The following is a 15,805-nucleotide window of genomic DNA, read 5'->3' as shown; positions in this document are numbered from 1 at the left end:
AAAAAAGGAATAAATAAACGACTCATTATTAATATGAATTGTTTTGAATGGAGGAATGACAGATGAGTAAAAAATTATATCGATCTAACCGAGACGTGATGTTGGCGGGTGTATTAGGTGGTTTAGCTGAGTACTTTAACGTCGATTCTACTTGGGTGAGACTAGCTTTTGTCGTGATTCTATTATTCACCGCAGGTATGCCTATCTTTTTATATATCGCCGCAGCGATTATTATCCCAAAAAGTGACGTGTATAACTGATGCGTTGGATACTTTCATTAATACTACAAGCACTGGCGATTATTACCGCTGGATATTTATTTGATGGGTTTTATATTGAATCATTTTGGGTTGCGATTATTGCCGCCGTTATTTTAACACTGCTCAATGCGATTGTTAAACCGATTTTAGTGATTCTAACGTTACCAATTACCATTCTTACCCTTGGGTTGTTTATGTTTATTATTAATGCCATCACATTAATGCTTGCACAAGCGATTATTGGAAGTGGTTTTGTGATTGAAAGCTTTGGTTTGGCTATACTTGCTTCAATTGTGATTTCATTTATTAATATGGTCTTACAAAAAGGTTTAAATGATTAATACTTGTAAACTTTTAAGTCAGATGCCTTTGGTGTCTGGCTTATTTTTCTCTTAGTTGTTTTTAAGTATCTTTAATCGCATGTCGGATAAAGTTTTGATATGATAAGACGTATGTTAGATAAGTTTAGATTTAGATAGGAAGCAGGGAACCGTATGTCTCTTTATTTTCAATTTGATTTTAATCAACCAGATCATCATGAACAACCGCTTGTTTTTGCTAACCCCAAACAGATGTGGCAAACGTCCGCCATTGACGAGGTCATACCGTTATTAAAAGAAGTAGAACAAGCACACCACAACGGCTTGTATGTGGCAGGGTATCTTGCCTATGAAGCAGCACCTGCCTTTGATGATCATTTTGATGTAAAAAAAAACGATCAACCACTACTATTATTTGCAAGTTTTGACGCCCCGTCTGTTAAAAGACAAGACAAAGCGTTACCTTACTATGTTCATCCATGGCACATCGATGAGGACGAAATAAACTATCAAGAAAAAATACATCAAATAAAAGAAGCGATTAGACAAGGCGATACATATCAAGTTAATTATACCGTTCGATTATTTAGCCGATTTTTTGGTGATCCTTATGGCTATTATTTAACATTAAAGGATAAGCAACAGGCGAATTATAGTGCCTATCTAAAACACAACCATCAGCATATTCTCTCGCTCTCACCTGAATTGTTTTTTCATGTCAATGAGTCGCGTATTACAACAAAGCCGATGAAAGGTACGAGTAAACGGGGCGATACACTAGAAGAAGATAGGCAAAACAAACAACATTTAACGTCATCTGAGAAAGAACGCGCAGAAAATATGATGATTGTTGACCTATTAAGGAATGACTTAGGTAGACTTGCCACGAAAGGTTCTGTGAATGTCTCTCAGTTATTATCGGTTGAAACGTATCCGACCGTGCATCAAATGACGTCAACCATTGAAGCAACATTAGATGAAACGAGTGGCTGATTGACTGGTTTCGTGCCTTGTTTCCTTGTGGATCGATTACGGGCCCTAAAATTAAGACGATGTCTTATATTAATGCACTTGAAGAATCTCCTCGCGGTGTTTATTGCGGCACCATTGGTTATCTTACACCTAATAAAGAAGCGATTTTTAATGTACCGATTCGAACCGTTACGATTAATGAGCTCACTCATGAAGCAACGTATGGCGTTGGGGGTGGGATTACGTGGGATTCTATTGACACCGCTGAATACGATGAAGTTCACACGAAGGCGAAAGTATTGGATATTGACACGCACGATTTTTCCCTCTTAGAGTCCTTTTGTTTAAAGGACGGTGTCCTGCAGCGGTTTAGTCAACATATGAATCGCTTAACACGAGCGTCAGAGGTGTTCGGTTATCCGCTTGATTTACAACAAATCAAACAGGCGAAACATCAACTTCAAATCAACTATCCAACGGGACAATATAAGGTAAGATGGCTCGTTGATAAGACCGGTCATTTATCCGTTGATGTGCTTAAAATAAAAGAATTGACAACACCGGTCATCTGTTATTTAGCGAAACAACCCATCGCTAAAAATCATCTATTCAGTCGTTATAAAACAACAAACCGTAAGCATTATCAAGCGTGTGAAGTAAGCGGGCCGACCAACTTTTCAACGTTATTATATAACGAAGACAACGAGTTAACCGAGTTTACGATTGGGAACGTGATTCTTCAAATAAATGGTGTCTTATACACCCCACCGGTGTCCTCAGGGTGTCTACCCGGGATTTATCGTGAAACGCTCCTTGATAAAGGGGAAGTGACTGAAAAAGTCTTAACTTTAAGAGATTTAAAAGAGTCGGAAAAAGTATATCTGACTAACAGTGTGAGAGGTATGGTGGAAGTATCGATGAAGTCAGCGCATAGTTAATGCTTGCCGGGCTATTTCGTGCTACAATAAAGAATGGCAACGCATAGAGCATACGTATGAGAAGTATTCGAAAGTGAACATTTAGAGAGAAGGTGGATTCACCATGGCTAAAGTACAAACAAAAGATTTATTAGACGAGTTTAAACTCGAACTAGTCGCTGGAAAAGACGGACTTGATCGTGAATTTATAATGAGTGATATTTCACGACCAGGTATTGAACTTACTGGTTATTTTAGATATTATCCGAAAGCGCGATTACAGATTCTAGGGAAAACGGAGTTATCTTATTTTAATGAATTAACATCTGAAGAAAGAAAAGACCGGTCATTAAAGCTCTGTTCGAAAGTCACCCCTTGTATTGTGATTACAAGAGGAATGGATATACCGAAAGAAATTATCGAAGCGTGTAATGAAAAAGGTGTCCCATTGTTACGCTCACCGTATAAAACGACGCGTGTCGTCAGTCGGTTAACAAACTTTTTAGAAGCCCGCTTTGCGCCGTTTACGGCCATTCATGGTGTCCTTGTTGATATTCACGGGGTTGGTGTTATGATTATGGGGCAGAGTGGTGTCGGTAAGAGTGAAACGGCACTAGAACTTGTGAAGCGCGGTCACCGCTTAGTCGCAGATGACTCTGTTGAAATTAGACAAGAAGACTATGATCGTTTAATCGGGACAAGTCCTAAACTCATTGAACATCTCCTGGAAATTAGAGGGTTAGGTATTATTAACGTGATGACGCTCTTCGGTGCAAGTGCGGTGCGTTCACATAAAGAAATTGATTATGTGATTAATTTAGAAAATTGGGATGAGAAGAAACAATATGACCGGATTGGAATGGAAGAAGAAACACTCAAAATTATTGATGTAGAAATTCCAAAAGCGACGATTCCTGTGCGTCCTGGTCGTAACGTCGCCGTTATTATAGAAGTAGCGGCGATGAATTTCCGCTTGAAACGATTAGGTTTAAACGCCGCGGAAGAATTCACAGCACGACTGGCTGAAACAATTGAATCGGAAAAACATAACTTAGAACAAAATAAAGAGTTTTAATTAGGTGTCATTAGCTGTTAGGAGGAACACATGTGTTTAGTTTAAATCAAGCGTTAAGCCCTATCTTTTTAGATATTGGGCCGATTACGATTTATTGGTATGCGATTATTATTGTCACCGGGGTTGTCCTCGGACTCGTCCTTGCGACGAAAGAAAGTGTTCGACTTGGTTTGAAAGATGAAACATTCACCGACTTAATTGTTTGGGCGTTGCCAATCGCGATTGTATCTGCCCGGTTGTATTATGTTATTTTTGAATGGGATCGCTACTCAGACCGTGAATGGTGGGCACCGTTTGCGGTTTGGGAAGGCGGGATCGCCATTCACGGAGCCCTCATTGGTTCAGTGATTTTTGCTTATTACTTCTGTAAAAAGCGTGGTATCCCGTTCTATAAACTTGCGGATATTGCCGCTCCGAGTATTATTATCGGTCAAGCCATTGGCCGTTGGGGAAACTTCATGAATCAAGAAGCACATGGTGCCCAGTGTCTGATTGGGCTTACGATACATTTTTACAATACTTACCGTCGTTTATTGAAAATCAAATGACGATTGATGGTGTGCTGTACCACCCGACATTTTTATATGAGTCTGTTTGGAACTTAATCATTTTCGCGCTGCTTATATATCTGCGTCGCGTCAATCCGTTACGCGGGGATATTTTCTTAACGTATGTGATGGGTTACTCAGTCGGCCGCTTCTTTATTGAAGGCATGCGGACGGATAGTTTATATGTTGTTGGTAACTTAAGAACAGCGCAACTTATTTCGATTGTGTTAATTATTGTCAGTCTCGTACTGATGTACCTTAATCCGAAGAAGCATTGGGTCACCGTTCAATACAATGGCAAGAAGCGCAAATAACCTTTTAACCTGTTGATTTTTCAACAGGTTTCTTTTAAGGTAAAATGGTAAAAAAAGATTATAAGAGCTTTGGGGGAAACGATGAAGACAATTTTAACAAGAGGTTTAAATAAAGGGCTGCGTGTGACGTGGACATTAAGTAAGGTGATTTTTCCTATTACATTGATCATTACTTTACTACAATATACACCGGTCTTGCCCTTCTTTATTGACGTGATTGAGCCACTGATGAGTGGAATCGGCCTACCCGGTGAAGCAAGCGTGCCACTTGTGTTAGGATTTTCACTAAATTTATATGCCGGCATTGCGGCCATTATTTCTTTTGAATTTACTGTCAAACAAGTGTTCATTTTAGCTGTGATGTTGAGTTTTGCACACAACTTGTTTGTCGAATCGACCGTTGCGGTTAAGGTTGGCGTGCGTTGGTACATTGTGATTCTTATCCGGTTAAGTTTAGCGCTCATCTCAGCTCTCACGATTCACCATTTTGTGCCTTTTGAACAAACACTCGCACAGTATTCGTTTGAAGAGGTACAGGAAGAAACAGTGTCAGGTGTCGTTAATGTTATGATCCATGCATTCACGACCGCCTTTGATAGTGTATGGGGATTAGCGATGATTGTTGTACCACTTATGATCGCGATGCAGCTGTTCCGTGATTTAGGTTGGCTCGATGTTTTGACAGAATGGCTTTCTCCGTTTACACGGTTACTCGGGATTAAAAGTAACGCGGCGATGACGTTAGTTGCTGGACTCACGATTGGTCTCGCTTTTGGGGCAGGTGTCATGGTCGAGGCGATTAAAGATGATCACGTAGAGAAAAAAGACATGTATTTGAGTTTTATATTTCTTGTCAGTTGTCATGCGGTGGTGGAGGATACCTTGATATTTATTCCGCTTGGCATTCCCATACTCCCACTCTTTTTCATTCGCTTATTGACAGCGGTCACTCTAACTCGTATTGTAAGTATTATCTGGACACGATTTGAAACAAATAAACAAAACATTTAGCGGAGGGTATTATGATTAACACATTATTATTTGACTTAGACGGAACATTAATTGATACAAATGAATTAATTATCGCGTCATTTACACACACATTAAAAAAACATACAGGGAAAGACTATACGAAAGAAGAAATCTTACCGTTTATCGGGCCGCCATTAATTGAAAGCTTGACAAGTGTAGACGCGACACAAGCAGAGGCCATGATGGACACGTATCGTGAACATAACATTGCTGAACACGAAACTTATGTTAAAGCGTATCCTACGGTAGTAGATACAATCAAACGTCTACATGAGTTAGGCTATAAATTAGCGATTGTGACAACGAAAATGACAGATACAGCTAGGCTCGGTTTAGAAATGACAGGTCTTGCGCCTTATTTTGATGTCGTTATCGGTTTAAATGAAGTTGAACATGCTAAACCGCACCCAGAGCCTGTATTAAAAGCGCTAGACGCACTTGGTGAAACACCGATGCATGCACTAATGGTTGGTGATAATTCACATGATATTGAGGCAGGACAAAATGCCGGGACCAAAACAGCAGGTGTGGCATGGACAATAAAAGGAAAAGGCTTTTTAGAACGTTTTAAGCCTGACTATATGTTAGAAGAGTTGAAAGATCTGTTAACCATTCTTGAGGTGGAACTATGCGACAAACAGAACGGTTCAAAGTAGAAGGACCCAATAGTTTATGGCAACTCTATCAAACGGTCCCATTTTTTAAAGTGATGAAGAACTTTGTGGTCATTCAACTTGCAAGATACACGCCGATTTTGCCAGTGAAAAATTGGTTTTACCGGACGTTCCTAGGTATGCGTGTAGGGAAACAAACGTCTTTTGCCTTAATGGTGATGGTCGATCTTATGTTTCCTGAGCGTATTACAGTAGGAAATAATAGTATTATTGGATACAATACAACGGTTCTTACACATGAATATTTAATTAAAGAGTACCGATTAGGTCATGTCACCATTGGTGAGAGGTGATGATCGGTGCGAACTGTACAATCTTACCTGGTGTGACCATTGGCGACGGTGCCATTGTTGCCGCAGGAACCGTTGTTTCTAAAGATATACCAGCTTATGCCTTTGCGAAAGGTAATCCAGTTATGATTACTGAAACAAAAATAGATGGAGAGTAAAGAAGGGATTGCGGTGAAGTTAACGAATACAAATCGAGAAGAGACCATGCGACAGCTTCTTGAAACAACGTATGATGTGATTGTCATAGGTGGTGGTTTAACAGGTGCCAGCATCTTATTTGATTTACAGATGCGTGGATTAAAGACGTTATTAATAGAGAAAAATGATTACGCCTCAGGAGCATCAGAAAGTTTTGATTTACTCGTTTATGATAAAAATACGTTTCAAACGTTGTCTAAACAAAAAAAACAAGAATTACACCAGTTGAATCAAAACATTGGAAAGGCGTTTCAATTCATACCGGCCATTGAACTGGTGGCTAAGGACGTACCAGTGACATCAGAACTTAAAAAGCGGTTATGGCCACTATTAAATAAACGTGCGTTAGATAAACCGGTTGCGTCGGTTCAGTTATCAATGGCGCAAAAAAAGCAATTTGAAACTGTCGGGACAATCACACATACAACCCTCCCATTTGTCGATACAGCACGGTTAACGATTGATTTAATTAAAGCCAGTGTGGCCTTAAATGCAGACGCAATCAATTATCAGATGGTGACGGATATGTATCTATCAGACAACGCCTTACGTGGTGTGTTTGTAGAAGATCAAATCACAGGAGAAACGCATGTCATTTATGCTAAAAAAGTTGTCAACGCGACTGGTTTAGCTAGCTTAGATTTGCACGAACGCCTTCAAAATAAAGCCAGTCCTTCCTTTGCGTTAACACCTAGACGAAAATACCAATGGCTGGTACCTTCATCGGTGTTCACACTTGATTTTCCAGTCATCATTAAACAAGGCTTGTATCCTTATACTGTTTCACTGATTCCAAGGGAGCAGGGTGTGCTTGTGAGTACGGTTCGTCCGAACGGTGAGATGCTCTCAACTAAAGCTGTTTTTTTGGAAGTGAAACAAGAAATCGAGCGTGTGTTTCCTGAGGTTACGTTGGATACAAATCATATCTTCACGTTTAGAACAACGAAAGAAGTCGATACTAATGCCGAAAAAACACCGTTTAATTTTTATAAGTCAAGTCAGGACGTAATCACCGCGATTGGCAGTCCAGTCTCAAATTATCGACAGTATGCTGAAAAAGTTGGCGATGAGGTGACTAAACAATTTAAAGCAGAGTCGGCTATTTTGTACGAACGATCCGATACGAGAACACGCGTTGTATCAACAGATGTGGCAAAAGAGACGGTGTATAGTTTAAATGAAGATATTAGTATGATTCAACTGATGAATAAATATCAAGTGGAACAAAGCCAATTAGAACAGTTAAGTCGCGACGTCGATCGCTTAATGATTCATTATCCTATTCCTAGTCGATTGTTTATGGAGCTTCTCTATACTGTCGAATGTGAAGGGGTATATAAAGCATCGGACTTTCTTCAGCGGCGTTTACGTTTAGGTGTGTTTGATTATACGATACACGGCGCCATTACTTTTCAAATCCTCCGATTTCTTGAATATCGTCTGGCCTGGACAAAAGAGGAACGGTCTTACTATGAGCGGGAAGTTAAGCAATTTATGGTGGAACGTCACCAATTTGATTGATGATAAATAGTGTGAGAATCGCTGTGTCTATGCTATACTTACGGTGAAAGAACACAATCTGTTTAGAAGGGGTATTAAATGACTGTGGAAAATGAGATGTCAAACCCAACCTTACCTAAAAATATTATTCCATTCATTCATGATGGAGATTTTTTCTTTACAAAAGGCGTTGAAGCTTTTTATAAAAGGAAGTTTGATTTAGCCTTAAAATATTTAAAAAAAGCCAAAGATATTGACCCATTAGAAGCGCTTTATCCGTCACAAATGTCAATCATCTATACCGAAATCGGTGCGTATCATGCGGCAAATCAAATTCTGAGTGATGTCATTAAGACACATGGTGATGACTATGTCGATAGCTATTATTTAATTGCGAATAACTATGCCCATTTAGGTCTATTAAATGAGGCACAAAAATATGCCACGCTTTATATGGAAAAAGATCCTGATGGGGAATTTTATTCAGAAGCTGAGCAATTGATTACCATCTTAGATTTAACGTTAGAAGAAGAAATGGATTTCTTTGAAGACGAAGATGAAGACGATTTGTTGATGTATCAAGAAACCGCCTTTTATTATTTACAACAGAAAGATTATCTAAAAGCGACAGCTATCTTAGAAGAAGCTCTTGAGTTATTCCCAGAATATGATTTGTTTCATTTTCAATCACGTTTCGCCCGTTTTTTTAATGGTGAAAAGGAAACGGTTTTAACTGAAGAAGAGGCCGCTCTTATCGCTGAACCAAACCAACTTCAATCTCGTTTTAATTTAATGTTTTTCTATCACGATCTAGGTCAATTAGATAAAGTAAAAGACATGGTTGCTTGTTTTGAAGGGGTGTATCCGATGCAACAGGAACAAGCACTTAAAGTAGCCATTGGTTATACCTTAGCGGGGTATAATGATGAAGCAATCCATCGCTTTAGTCGCTTGCAACAACGGACGGTTAAACACCATGTCGACTACTATACCTACTATGCATTAGCGCTTTATCGAAGTGGTAACGTTGTTGAGGCTGAAGCTTTATTTGAAGAAGCAAAACAACGTCACAAACAGCTGCGAAGTAAGTCGGCGCCCTGGTTAGAAGAACGGATGAGCAGATCAGTGGACGAAAGAAAATAAATATACCATAATGGGTATATAAAGGTACACTCATAATCATTACGATTTAAATCTTAAAACAGAAAGGATTGACGTGAAAATGACTGAAGAACGTATTTATGATGTAATTATTATTGGTGCAGGACCAGCTGGTATGACAGCTGCTGTGTATGCTTCTCGCGCCGATTTAGATACTTTAATGATTGAACGCGGTATTCCAGGGGGACAAATGGCCAATACCGAAGATGTTGAAAACTATCCAGGTTATGAAAGTATTTTAGGTCCAGATCTATCAAACAAAATGTTTGAACATGCGAAAAAATTTGGGGCAGAATATGCTTATGGTGACATTACAAGCATTATTGATGGTCACCGTTATAAAAAAGTAAAAGCGGGCGACAAAGAGTATAAAACAAAAACAATCATTATCGCAACGGGTGCTAAATATAAAAAATTAGGTATTCCAGGTGAGGAAGAATTAGCAGGACGTGGTGTATCTTACTGTGCAGTATGTGACGGGGCATTCTTTAAAGATAAAGAACTCATCGTTATCGGTGGTGGTGACTCGGCTGTTGAAGAAGGGGTTTACCTCACGCGCTACGCTAAGAAAGTTACTATTGTTCACCGCCGTGATGAATTACGCGCACAAAAAATCTTACAAGAACGTGCCTTTAAAAATGAAAAAGTGGATTTCATTTGGGACACGATTGTGACGGATATCAATGGAAAAGATGGTAAAGTAGGTTCAGGGACATTGAAAAACGTTCATACTGATCAAGTAACGGAAAAAACAGCTGATGGTGTATTTATTTATATTGGTCTTGAGCCACTTAGTGGACCATTTGAATCACTTGGTATTACCAATGAAGAAGGGTATATTCCAACTAATGATCAAATGGAAACAGACATTCCGGGTATTTTTGCGGTCGGTGATATTCGTGAGAAAACACTTCGTCAAATCGTCACAGCGACAGGTGACGGTAGTATTGCAGGACAAAATGCTCAACACTATATTGAAGAATTAGAAGAGGAATTAGCAAAACAAATATAGTAAATGTCATCTGTACTTGAGCACGTTCATTCAGTGCGTTCTAACGAGATGACACTACTAATCAAGTCAAACACTTTATATACGTTAATCAACCGGATAGGTTGATACCATAATAGCCTTTGCTGCATTTAACATTGTAGCAAAGGCTATTTACATGTTAAGACAGCAAGGATAATTTATAGAATGAAGGTTTGATAAACTGATGACGCTCAACTAAGCACCGGCAGTGCTCGTTGAAAAATACTAGGTTCATAACGAGAGGATATATGCTGCGATCTGCTAAATCATTAAATAAGTGTCAGTCGCCATCTAATAGAGTATTCGTTAGCTGAGCTTTTTTATTTTTTTGCACGAAATAGCCCGATCAAGTAAAGATGATGACAGCCATTGACCTTGTCTACTCATGTAAAAAACGCTTCAAAGAGAGGCGCGCATTCTATTCGACTTTCCTCAGTAGAAAGATTCCGTCATTTTTCCTCATAAAAAATAAAAATAGTAAAAAACCTTGTTTTTGATTAGGCTAGATGGCTTGTATCATCAAAATAAAAACAGCTAAACTTGCTAAAAATATAAAATTCTTTTTAGCACTTTTACACAATGAATAGTGTTAGAGTGAGTGTTAAGTTTAGTATATCAAATTAAAAGGAAACGTCACGAAAAGAAAGCGTTACCATCCGTGATAATTTGAACTGTATCTATTTTAAGGAGGAAATTAATATGATTGATGTAAACGTTCACAAAATTGAAATGTCTGCACCGGATGATATGACCGAGCTAGATAAATTAATCACCAGTGGAGCAATAAACCCAGAAGACGTCATAGCGGTTTTGGCTAAAACAGAAGGTAATGGTTGCGTAAATGACTTCACAAGAGGTTTTTCTACTTTTGTCTTTAAAAACTATTTAGCAAAAAAAATGCATGTAGATGAGCAGACTGTTGCAAGTAAAGTGGCGTTTGTCATGTCAGGTGGTACTGAAGGTGTTATGACACCACATGCTATGATATTCACTCGAAAAGAGGTTGAGAACAAAGAAGAGTCTGAAGAAAAAGGGCTTGTGGCAAATGTAGGATTCACGCGTGATTTCTTACCAGAAGAGATTGGCACATTAACAATGGTTGAAGAAGTTGAACGGGTTGTTAAAAATTTAATAGAAGAATCTGGGATAGAGAACAACGAGGATGTTCACTTTGTTCAAATTAAATGTCCACTACTTACATCCGATCGAATCAGTGATGCGAAAAGAAGAGGAAAATCTGTTGTTGTTGATGATACATACAAATCAATGGGTTACTCAAGAGGCGCATCTGCATTAGGTGTAGCAACAGCTCTTGGTGAGGTAGATAAAGAACAAATAGATGAACAGTCAATTTTAAATGATTGGTCGCTATACTCATCAGTTGCCTCGACATCAGCCGGGGTCGAATTACTTAATTGTGAAGTTATTTTAATGGGTAATTCTAAAAAGTCGGTTAGTAAATTTGCTATTGGTCACAGTGTGATGAAGGATGCTATTGACCTTAATAGTGTATTAGAGGCGATTAAAAATAGTGGCCTTGATATAGACGGGCTACCAACAGAGCAACAAAAAAGTAAAATTGTTAACGTTCTAGCAAAGGCAGAAGCTTCTCCTGATGGTGAAGTAAGAGGTAGACGTAATACCATGTTAACGGACTCTGATATCAATCATACAAGACAGGCGAGAGCTGTTGTAAATGGTGTCATTGCTTCTATAGTAGGAGATCCGATGGTTTATGTGTCTGGTGGGGCAGAGCACCAAGGACCTGCAGGTGGTGGCCCTATATCTGTCATTATTGAAAAGTAATATTTGTATCAGTAAGAATAATAAATAAGAGGGTATAAGACAATACCCTCTTACTTTATTTCCTGCAAGTTTTCGTGTGTGTTTAAAGCAATCATTCTTCTTTGTCATATCTAATAGTGGGTAGTTCTGAGGCAAACAATATTTCAAATTGGAGTTATAGTCAATCAATGATTAGGCAGTGATTTATCTAAAAAATGAAATAGAGGTGTTCAATTTGAGTTTACTAGTTAATTTAATCCCAGTTATTATTATTTTAGTCCTTCTATTTATGAGAAAACACATGTTAATTGCTGGTCTTGCCGGAGGAGTGGTCGCTTTATTAATTGGCGGCATAACAATTCCTGAAGCATCTGGTATTGTACTTAGTGGTATTTCTAATATGCTAGGAATTACTGTACCTATTCTTTATGCATCTGCAGCTGTCATGGTATCAAAAGCTGGCAGTATTCAATCGTTAATAGAATTAGCTAAAAGATCATTAAAAGGAAAATTCGGTATTTTAGCCGGTATTATTGTATTAATTCAAGGTTTAGCTACATATATGGCCGGTATGGGTGCTGGGAATACTATGGTAACAGCACCTTTAATGGCAGCGGCTGTAGGAGCAGTACCAGAAGTGATTGCAGCTATGGCAATAATATCTGCTATAGGTTTTACAACATCACCAGCATCAACTGAAACAGCTCTAACAGCTGAAAGTGCTGGGATAGAAGTCACAGCACACGCATCGATTATGCTTCCATATGTTATAGGGTTTTACTTGCTAGCGATAGGTCTTGCTATTTACGGGGTTTATAAACGTGGGAGATTAGTAGGTTCAACTGAAAAAGAAGACCAATATGCTGATGTTAAAAGTTTAACATTAATTAAATACGCTCTTCCATCAATTGCTCTATTGTTGATGGTTGTAGCTGGTTCAAGTTTAAATGGTGTTTTGGGTATAACATTATTTACACCAATCACTACTGTCATTTTTACAGCTATACTAACAGTGTTATTAACACCGTTAAATTCTGATTCAACGAGTGAAGCTTTAATTGATGGTTCTAGATTTATTTTAACGACGTTATTTTCTGTAGGTATTTTCTTAGGTTTTATTAATATTGTTGCTGAATTAGGTGTTTTCGAACAAATTGCTGATTTAGCTAGTCAAGTACCTCAATTTTTAGTCTTACCAGTTGCTATGATATTGGCATTTTTAATCGCCATACCATCCGGTGCATTCGCTGCAGGTGTACTTACTTTAACTTTACCGACACTAGCAGTTCTTGGTTTACCAGCTGAGGCAATGGGATTTGTAGCGATTGCAACCGGATTAGGAACACAAGTCAGTCCAGTACAAATTAACGTTGCTGCCTTAGCGGATGGTTTTAATAAAGATATAATGACAATAATAAAAGATCAAGCTAAGTTTATTATCGGCATGCTAATTGTTGTCATGATTGTGGCGGTCATATTTGTATAGTCTGAAATATGATTATATTTTAGACTGTACTGATCAGGTGGTGTTAAAATGAGTAATGAATCAGATTTAGATATTATATACGGAATAAATGATCAACCAACTTTGAAAAAAGCTGTTCCTTTAGCTTTTCAGCATATACTGGCTATGTTTGCAGCAAATGCAACACTGCCATTATTAATATCATCAATATTAAATTTATCTGCTGCTCAAACAACGTTATTAATTCAATCAGCTTTACTAATGTCAGGTGTGACAACGCTCATTCAAATTAGTAGAAATAGAGGCATTGGTTCTCGCTTGCCTCTCGTTATGGGCACGAGTAACGCTTTTATATCAACAAGTCTGGCTATTGCAACAGATTTTGGGATTGGTGCTGTATTTGGTGCTGCTTTTATCGGTGGTCTTGTTGAGTTTTTTATAGGTAAATATTTAGACAAATTACAACGGTTTTTTCCACCGCTAGTTAATGCTATCGTTGTACTAACTATAGGTATAACGCTTATACCTGTTGGTATAACCCAAGCAGCAGGTAGTATAAATACAGGTAGTTTAAGGAATTTGTTCGTTGCCTTAGTCGTGCTGATAAGTATTATTATTTTTCATCAAAGTTCACATGTATTTTTAAAATCATCATCAATATTATTGGGGATTGTTGTTGGGTATGTTATGTCATACTTTTTAGGTATGGTAGATTTCTCAGCGATTACACAGACGAGTTGGCTTTCTTTTCCTAAACCTTATCAGTTTCAGTGGAAATTTGAACCTGTAGCTATTTTCTCGATGATCTTTATGTATCTTGCAACCTCTATTGAAACTTTAGGTGATGTCTCAGCACTGACTAGAGGGGCAGAAGGACGAGAACCAACGAATGAAGAGATGTCTGGGGCAATTATGGCTGATGGTCTGTCGAGTAGCTTAGCCTCACTATTTAATTCGTTTCCAAATACATCCTATACTCAAAATGTTGGTGTCGTTAGTTTAACGGGGGTTTTCAGTCGATATATTGTTAAGTTAGGTGCATTTATCTTATTGATATTATCTTTTGTACCAAAGTTTTCTGCTATTATATCGGTTATGCCAGAACCTGTTTTAGGCGGTGCGGCAATAGCTATGTTCTCCATGGTAGCAGTGTCGGGAATATCCCTGATGCAAACAATAAAATTAAATAGTAGAAATATGTTAATTATTGCGATTTCTCTAGGTTTAGGAGTGGGTTTAAATCTTGTACCTGAAGCAACACAACAATTGCCTCTTAACATGCAAATTGTACTTACGTCAGGTGTTGTTCCTGCTGCAGTGACATCTATTATTTTAAATGTTATACTTCCTGAGTCAGATCAGTAAGGGATTGCTGTTGTTTGATATGAAAAAAATGTTGTAAAGTCGTATATTAGCTGATAACTTAAGTGAGCTAAAGTAATATCGTACACTTATAGTGCTTATTTGATTAAATAATTTACCTGTTCTTAATCTCACTGTAATCAAACTGCAAAACAAGTGGGGTATACTATAATTAAGTAATTAACCCCCCTTTTAATATACGAAAATGATTGGCGCAGTATATGAGCTTTTGCTTATATTCTGCGTCTTTTTTTTTGTGGATTTTTTTCTTGAATGTACCAAGATGGCCTGTCGTTTTTTTGGGTTAAGATATTTAATATGCTACAGTTAAAAGTTAACGTAAGAGAGAATTGAATTTTTTAAGTGGAAACAATCGATTGCGACTGTAAGTTTTGCTATAATGAAGAAAGAGTGTTAAAAGGAAGTGAGTGAACAATATGCAGCGTGTCACTAATTGTTTAATTATAGATCAGGATAAAGTTCTGTTACTAAAAAAACCACGTTATGGTTGGTATGCGATGCCAGGTGGAAAAATGGAACCGCATGAAACTGTTCAAGAAGCAGTGATAAGAGAAGTGTATGAAGAGACAGGTTTAAAAATAACGAACCCGAAAATTATGAGTATTGCTAACATAAATAAACCATCGGCTAAACCACCAAAAGATGACTGGATGATGTTTACTTTTGTCGTGAAAGGCTATGAGGGGACGCTTGTAGAAGAGTGTCCAGAAGGTGAGTTAGAATGGATTGATCTTAATGACGTATCAATAATTCCTACAGCCCCGAGCGATCGGATTATTCATGATTATACGCTGAAACAAGATCGCATCCTTTATGCGCAATTTGAGCTAGATGAAAAGGATCAATTAATCAGCTTTAAAACCCAAGACAATTAGAGGAGG

Annotated in this window: 16 protein-coding genes and 1 pseudogene; all 17 read left to right on the top strand. The window is 38.1% G+C overall.

The window, feature by feature from the left end:
* Positions 1 to 62 precede the first annotated feature (62 nt).
* A complete protein-coding gene (locus JCM19043_RS10565) occupies positions 63 to 260 on the top strand; it encodes a PspC domain-containing protein (protein WP_062322374.1) in 198 nt (65 codons plus the stop codon).
* On the top strand, positions 260 to 601 hold the full coding sequence (locus JCM19043_RS10560; RefSeq protein WP_062322373.1) for a phage holin family protein: 342 nt from the start codon (positions 260 to 262) through the stop codon (positions 599 to 601). The genes JCM19043_RS10565 and JCM19043_RS10560 overlap by 1 nt, the downstream gene beginning before the upstream one ends.
* Positions 602 to 754: 153 nt before the next feature.
* Positions 755 to 1,573: a chorismate-binding protein gene (locus JCM19043_RS10555; protein WP_062322371.1), complete on the top strand. Its 819-nt coding sequence runs from the start codon at positions 755 to 757 to the stop codon at positions 1,571 to 1,573.
* Positions 1,574 to 1,590: 17 nt separating this feature from the next.
* Complete coding sequence (locus JCM19043_RS18205; RefSeq protein ID WP_197274798.1) at positions 1,591 to 2,490, top strand: aminotransferase class IV; 900 nt, start codon at positions 1,591 to 1,593, stop codon at positions 2,488 to 2,490.
* Between the two features lie 103 nt (positions 2,491 to 2,593).
* Entirely contained in the window at positions 2,594 to 3,544 is a 951-nt protein-coding gene (gene hprK / locus JCM19043_RS10545; RefSeq protein WP_062322367.1) for an HPr(Ser) kinase/phosphatase, read from the top strand.
* 32 nt (positions 3,545 to 3,576) lie between these two features.
* Complete coding sequence (gene lgt, locus JCM19043_RS18865; RefSeq protein ID WP_231631505.1) at positions 3,577 to 4,092, top strand: prolipoprotein diacylglyceryl transferase; 516 nt, start codon at positions 3,577 to 3,579, stop codon at positions 4,090 to 4,092.
* Positions 4,029 to 4,406 (top strand): prolipoprotein diacylglyceryl transferase family protein, encoded by a 378-nt coding sequence (locus JCM19043_RS18860; RefSeq protein WP_231631504.1) that lies wholly within the window; start codon positions 4,029 to 4,031, stop codon positions 4,404 to 4,406. Before lgt ends, JCM19043_RS18860 begins: the two co-directional genes overlap by 64 nt.
* An 81-nt stretch (positions 4,407 to 4,487) precedes the next feature.
* Positions 4,488 to 5,417 carry a nucleoside recognition domain-containing protein gene (locus JCM19043_RS10535; protein WP_062322364.1) on the top strand — a complete coding sequence of 310 codons (930 nt, stop codon included), beginning with the start codon at positions 4,488 to 4,490 and terminating at the stop codon, positions 5,415 to 5,417.
* Between the two features lie 8 nt (positions 5,418 to 5,425).
* Entirely contained in the window at positions 5,426 to 6,094 is a 669-nt protein-coding gene (gene ppaX, locus JCM19043_RS10530) for a pyrophosphatase PpaX (protein WP_062322362.1), read from the top strand.
* A pseudogene (locus JCM19043_RS10525) lies at positions 6,067 to 6,560 on the top strand (DapH/DapD/GlmU-related protein). Before ppaX ends, JCM19043_RS10525 begins: the two are co-directional and overlap by 28 nt.
* Positions 6,550 to 8,121, top strand: coding sequence for an FAD-dependent oxidoreductase (locus tag JCM19043_RS10520; protein WP_062322360.1), 1,572 nt, complete (start codon positions 6,550 to 6,552; stop codon positions 8,119 to 8,121). Before JCM19043_RS10525 ends, JCM19043_RS10520 begins: the two are co-directional and overlap by 11 nt.
* A 78-nt stretch (positions 8,122 to 8,199) precedes the next feature.
* A complete protein-coding gene (locus tag JCM19043_RS10515) occupies positions 8,200 to 9,243 on the top strand; it encodes a lipopolysaccharide assembly protein LapB (RefSeq protein ID WP_062322358.1) in 1,044 nt (347 codons plus the stop codon).
* 79 nt (positions 9,244 to 9,322) lie between these two features.
* On the top strand, positions 9,323 to 10,273 hold the full coding sequence (gene trxB, locus JCM19043_RS10510; RefSeq protein WP_062322357.1) for a thioredoxin-disulfide reductase: 951 nt from the start codon (positions 9,323 to 9,325) through the stop codon (positions 10,271 to 10,273).
* A 717-nt stretch (positions 10,274 to 10,990) separates the two neighbouring features.
* The gene (locus tag JCM19043_RS10505) at positions 10,991 to 12,097 is read left to right on the top strand and encodes a ring-opening amidohydrolase (protein WP_062322355.1); all 1,107 of its coding nucleotides are present in this window, start codon (positions 10,991 to 10,993) and stop codon (positions 12,095 to 12,097) included.
* A 214-nt stretch (positions 12,098 to 12,311) separates the two neighbouring features.
* A complete protein-coding gene (locus tag JCM19043_RS10500; protein WP_062322353.1) occupies positions 12,312 to 13,562 on the top strand; it encodes a hypothetical protein in 1,251 nt (416 codons plus the stop codon).
* A 48-nt stretch (positions 13,563 to 13,610) separates the two neighbouring features.
* On the top strand, positions 13,611 to 14,906 hold the full coding sequence (locus tag JCM19043_RS10495; RefSeq protein ID WP_062322351.1) for a uracil-xanthine permease family protein: 1,296 nt from the start codon (positions 13,611 to 13,613) through the stop codon (positions 14,904 to 14,906).
* Between the two features lie 434 nt (positions 14,907 to 15,340).
* On the top strand, positions 15,341 to 15,799 hold the full coding sequence (locus JCM19043_RS10490; protein ID WP_062322348.1) for an 8-oxo-dGTP diphosphatase: 459 nt from the start codon (positions 15,341 to 15,343) through the stop codon (positions 15,797 to 15,799).
* Positions 15,800 to 15,805 lie beyond the last annotated feature (6 nt).

Origin of the sequence: Halolactibacillus sp. JCM 19043 (genome assembly GCF_001310395.1) — a bacterium.
Classification (GTDB): Bacteria; Bacillota; Bacilli; order Bacillales; family Amphibacillaceae; genus Halolactibacillus; species Halolactibacillus miurensis.
Note: the sequence above shows the minus strand (reverse complement) of the source record. Positions and strands in the feature narration are given on the sequence as shown.

Coding starts and splice junctions, on each gene's coding strand:
- JCM19043_RS10495 (WP_062322351.1), top strand. CDS start 13,611: ATGAGTAATGAATCAGATTTAGATATTATATACGGAATAAATGATCAA.
- trxB (WP_062322357.1), top strand. CDS start 9,323: ATGACTGAAGAACGTATTTATGATGTAATTATTATTGGTGCAGGACCA.
- JCM19043_RS10490 (WP_062322348.1), top strand. CDS start 15,341: ATGCAGCGTGTCACTAATTGTTTAATTATAGATCAGGATAAAGTTCTG.
- JCM19043_RS10535 (WP_062322364.1), top strand. CDS start 4,488: ATGAAGACAATTTTAACAAGAGGTTTAAATAAAGGGCTGCGTGTGACG.
- JCM19043_RS10515 (WP_062322358.1), top strand. CDS start 8,200: ATGACTGTGGAAAATGAGATGTCAAACCCAACCTTACCTAAAAATATT.
- JCM19043_RS10555 (WP_062322371.1), top strand. CDS start 755: ATGTCTCTTTATTTTCAATTTGATTTTAATCAACCAGATCATCATGAA.
- JCM19043_RS10505 (WP_062322355.1), top strand. CDS start 10,991: ATGATTGATGTAAACGTTCACAAAATTGAAATGTCTGCACCGGATGAT.
- JCM19043_RS10560 (WP_062322373.1), top strand. CDS start 260: ATGCGTTGGATACTTTCATTAATACTACAAGCACTGGCGATTATTACC.
- hprK (WP_062322367.1), top strand. CDS start 2,594: ATGGCTAAAGTACAAACAAAAGATTTATTAGACGAGTTTAAACTCGAA.
- JCM19043_RS10520 (WP_062322360.1), top strand. CDS start 6,550: ATGGAGAGTAAAGAAGGGATTGCGGTGAAGTTAACGAATACAAATCGA.
- JCM19043_RS10565 (WP_062322374.1), top strand. CDS start 63: ATGAGTAAAAAATTATATCGATCTAACCGAGACGTGATGTTGGCGGGT.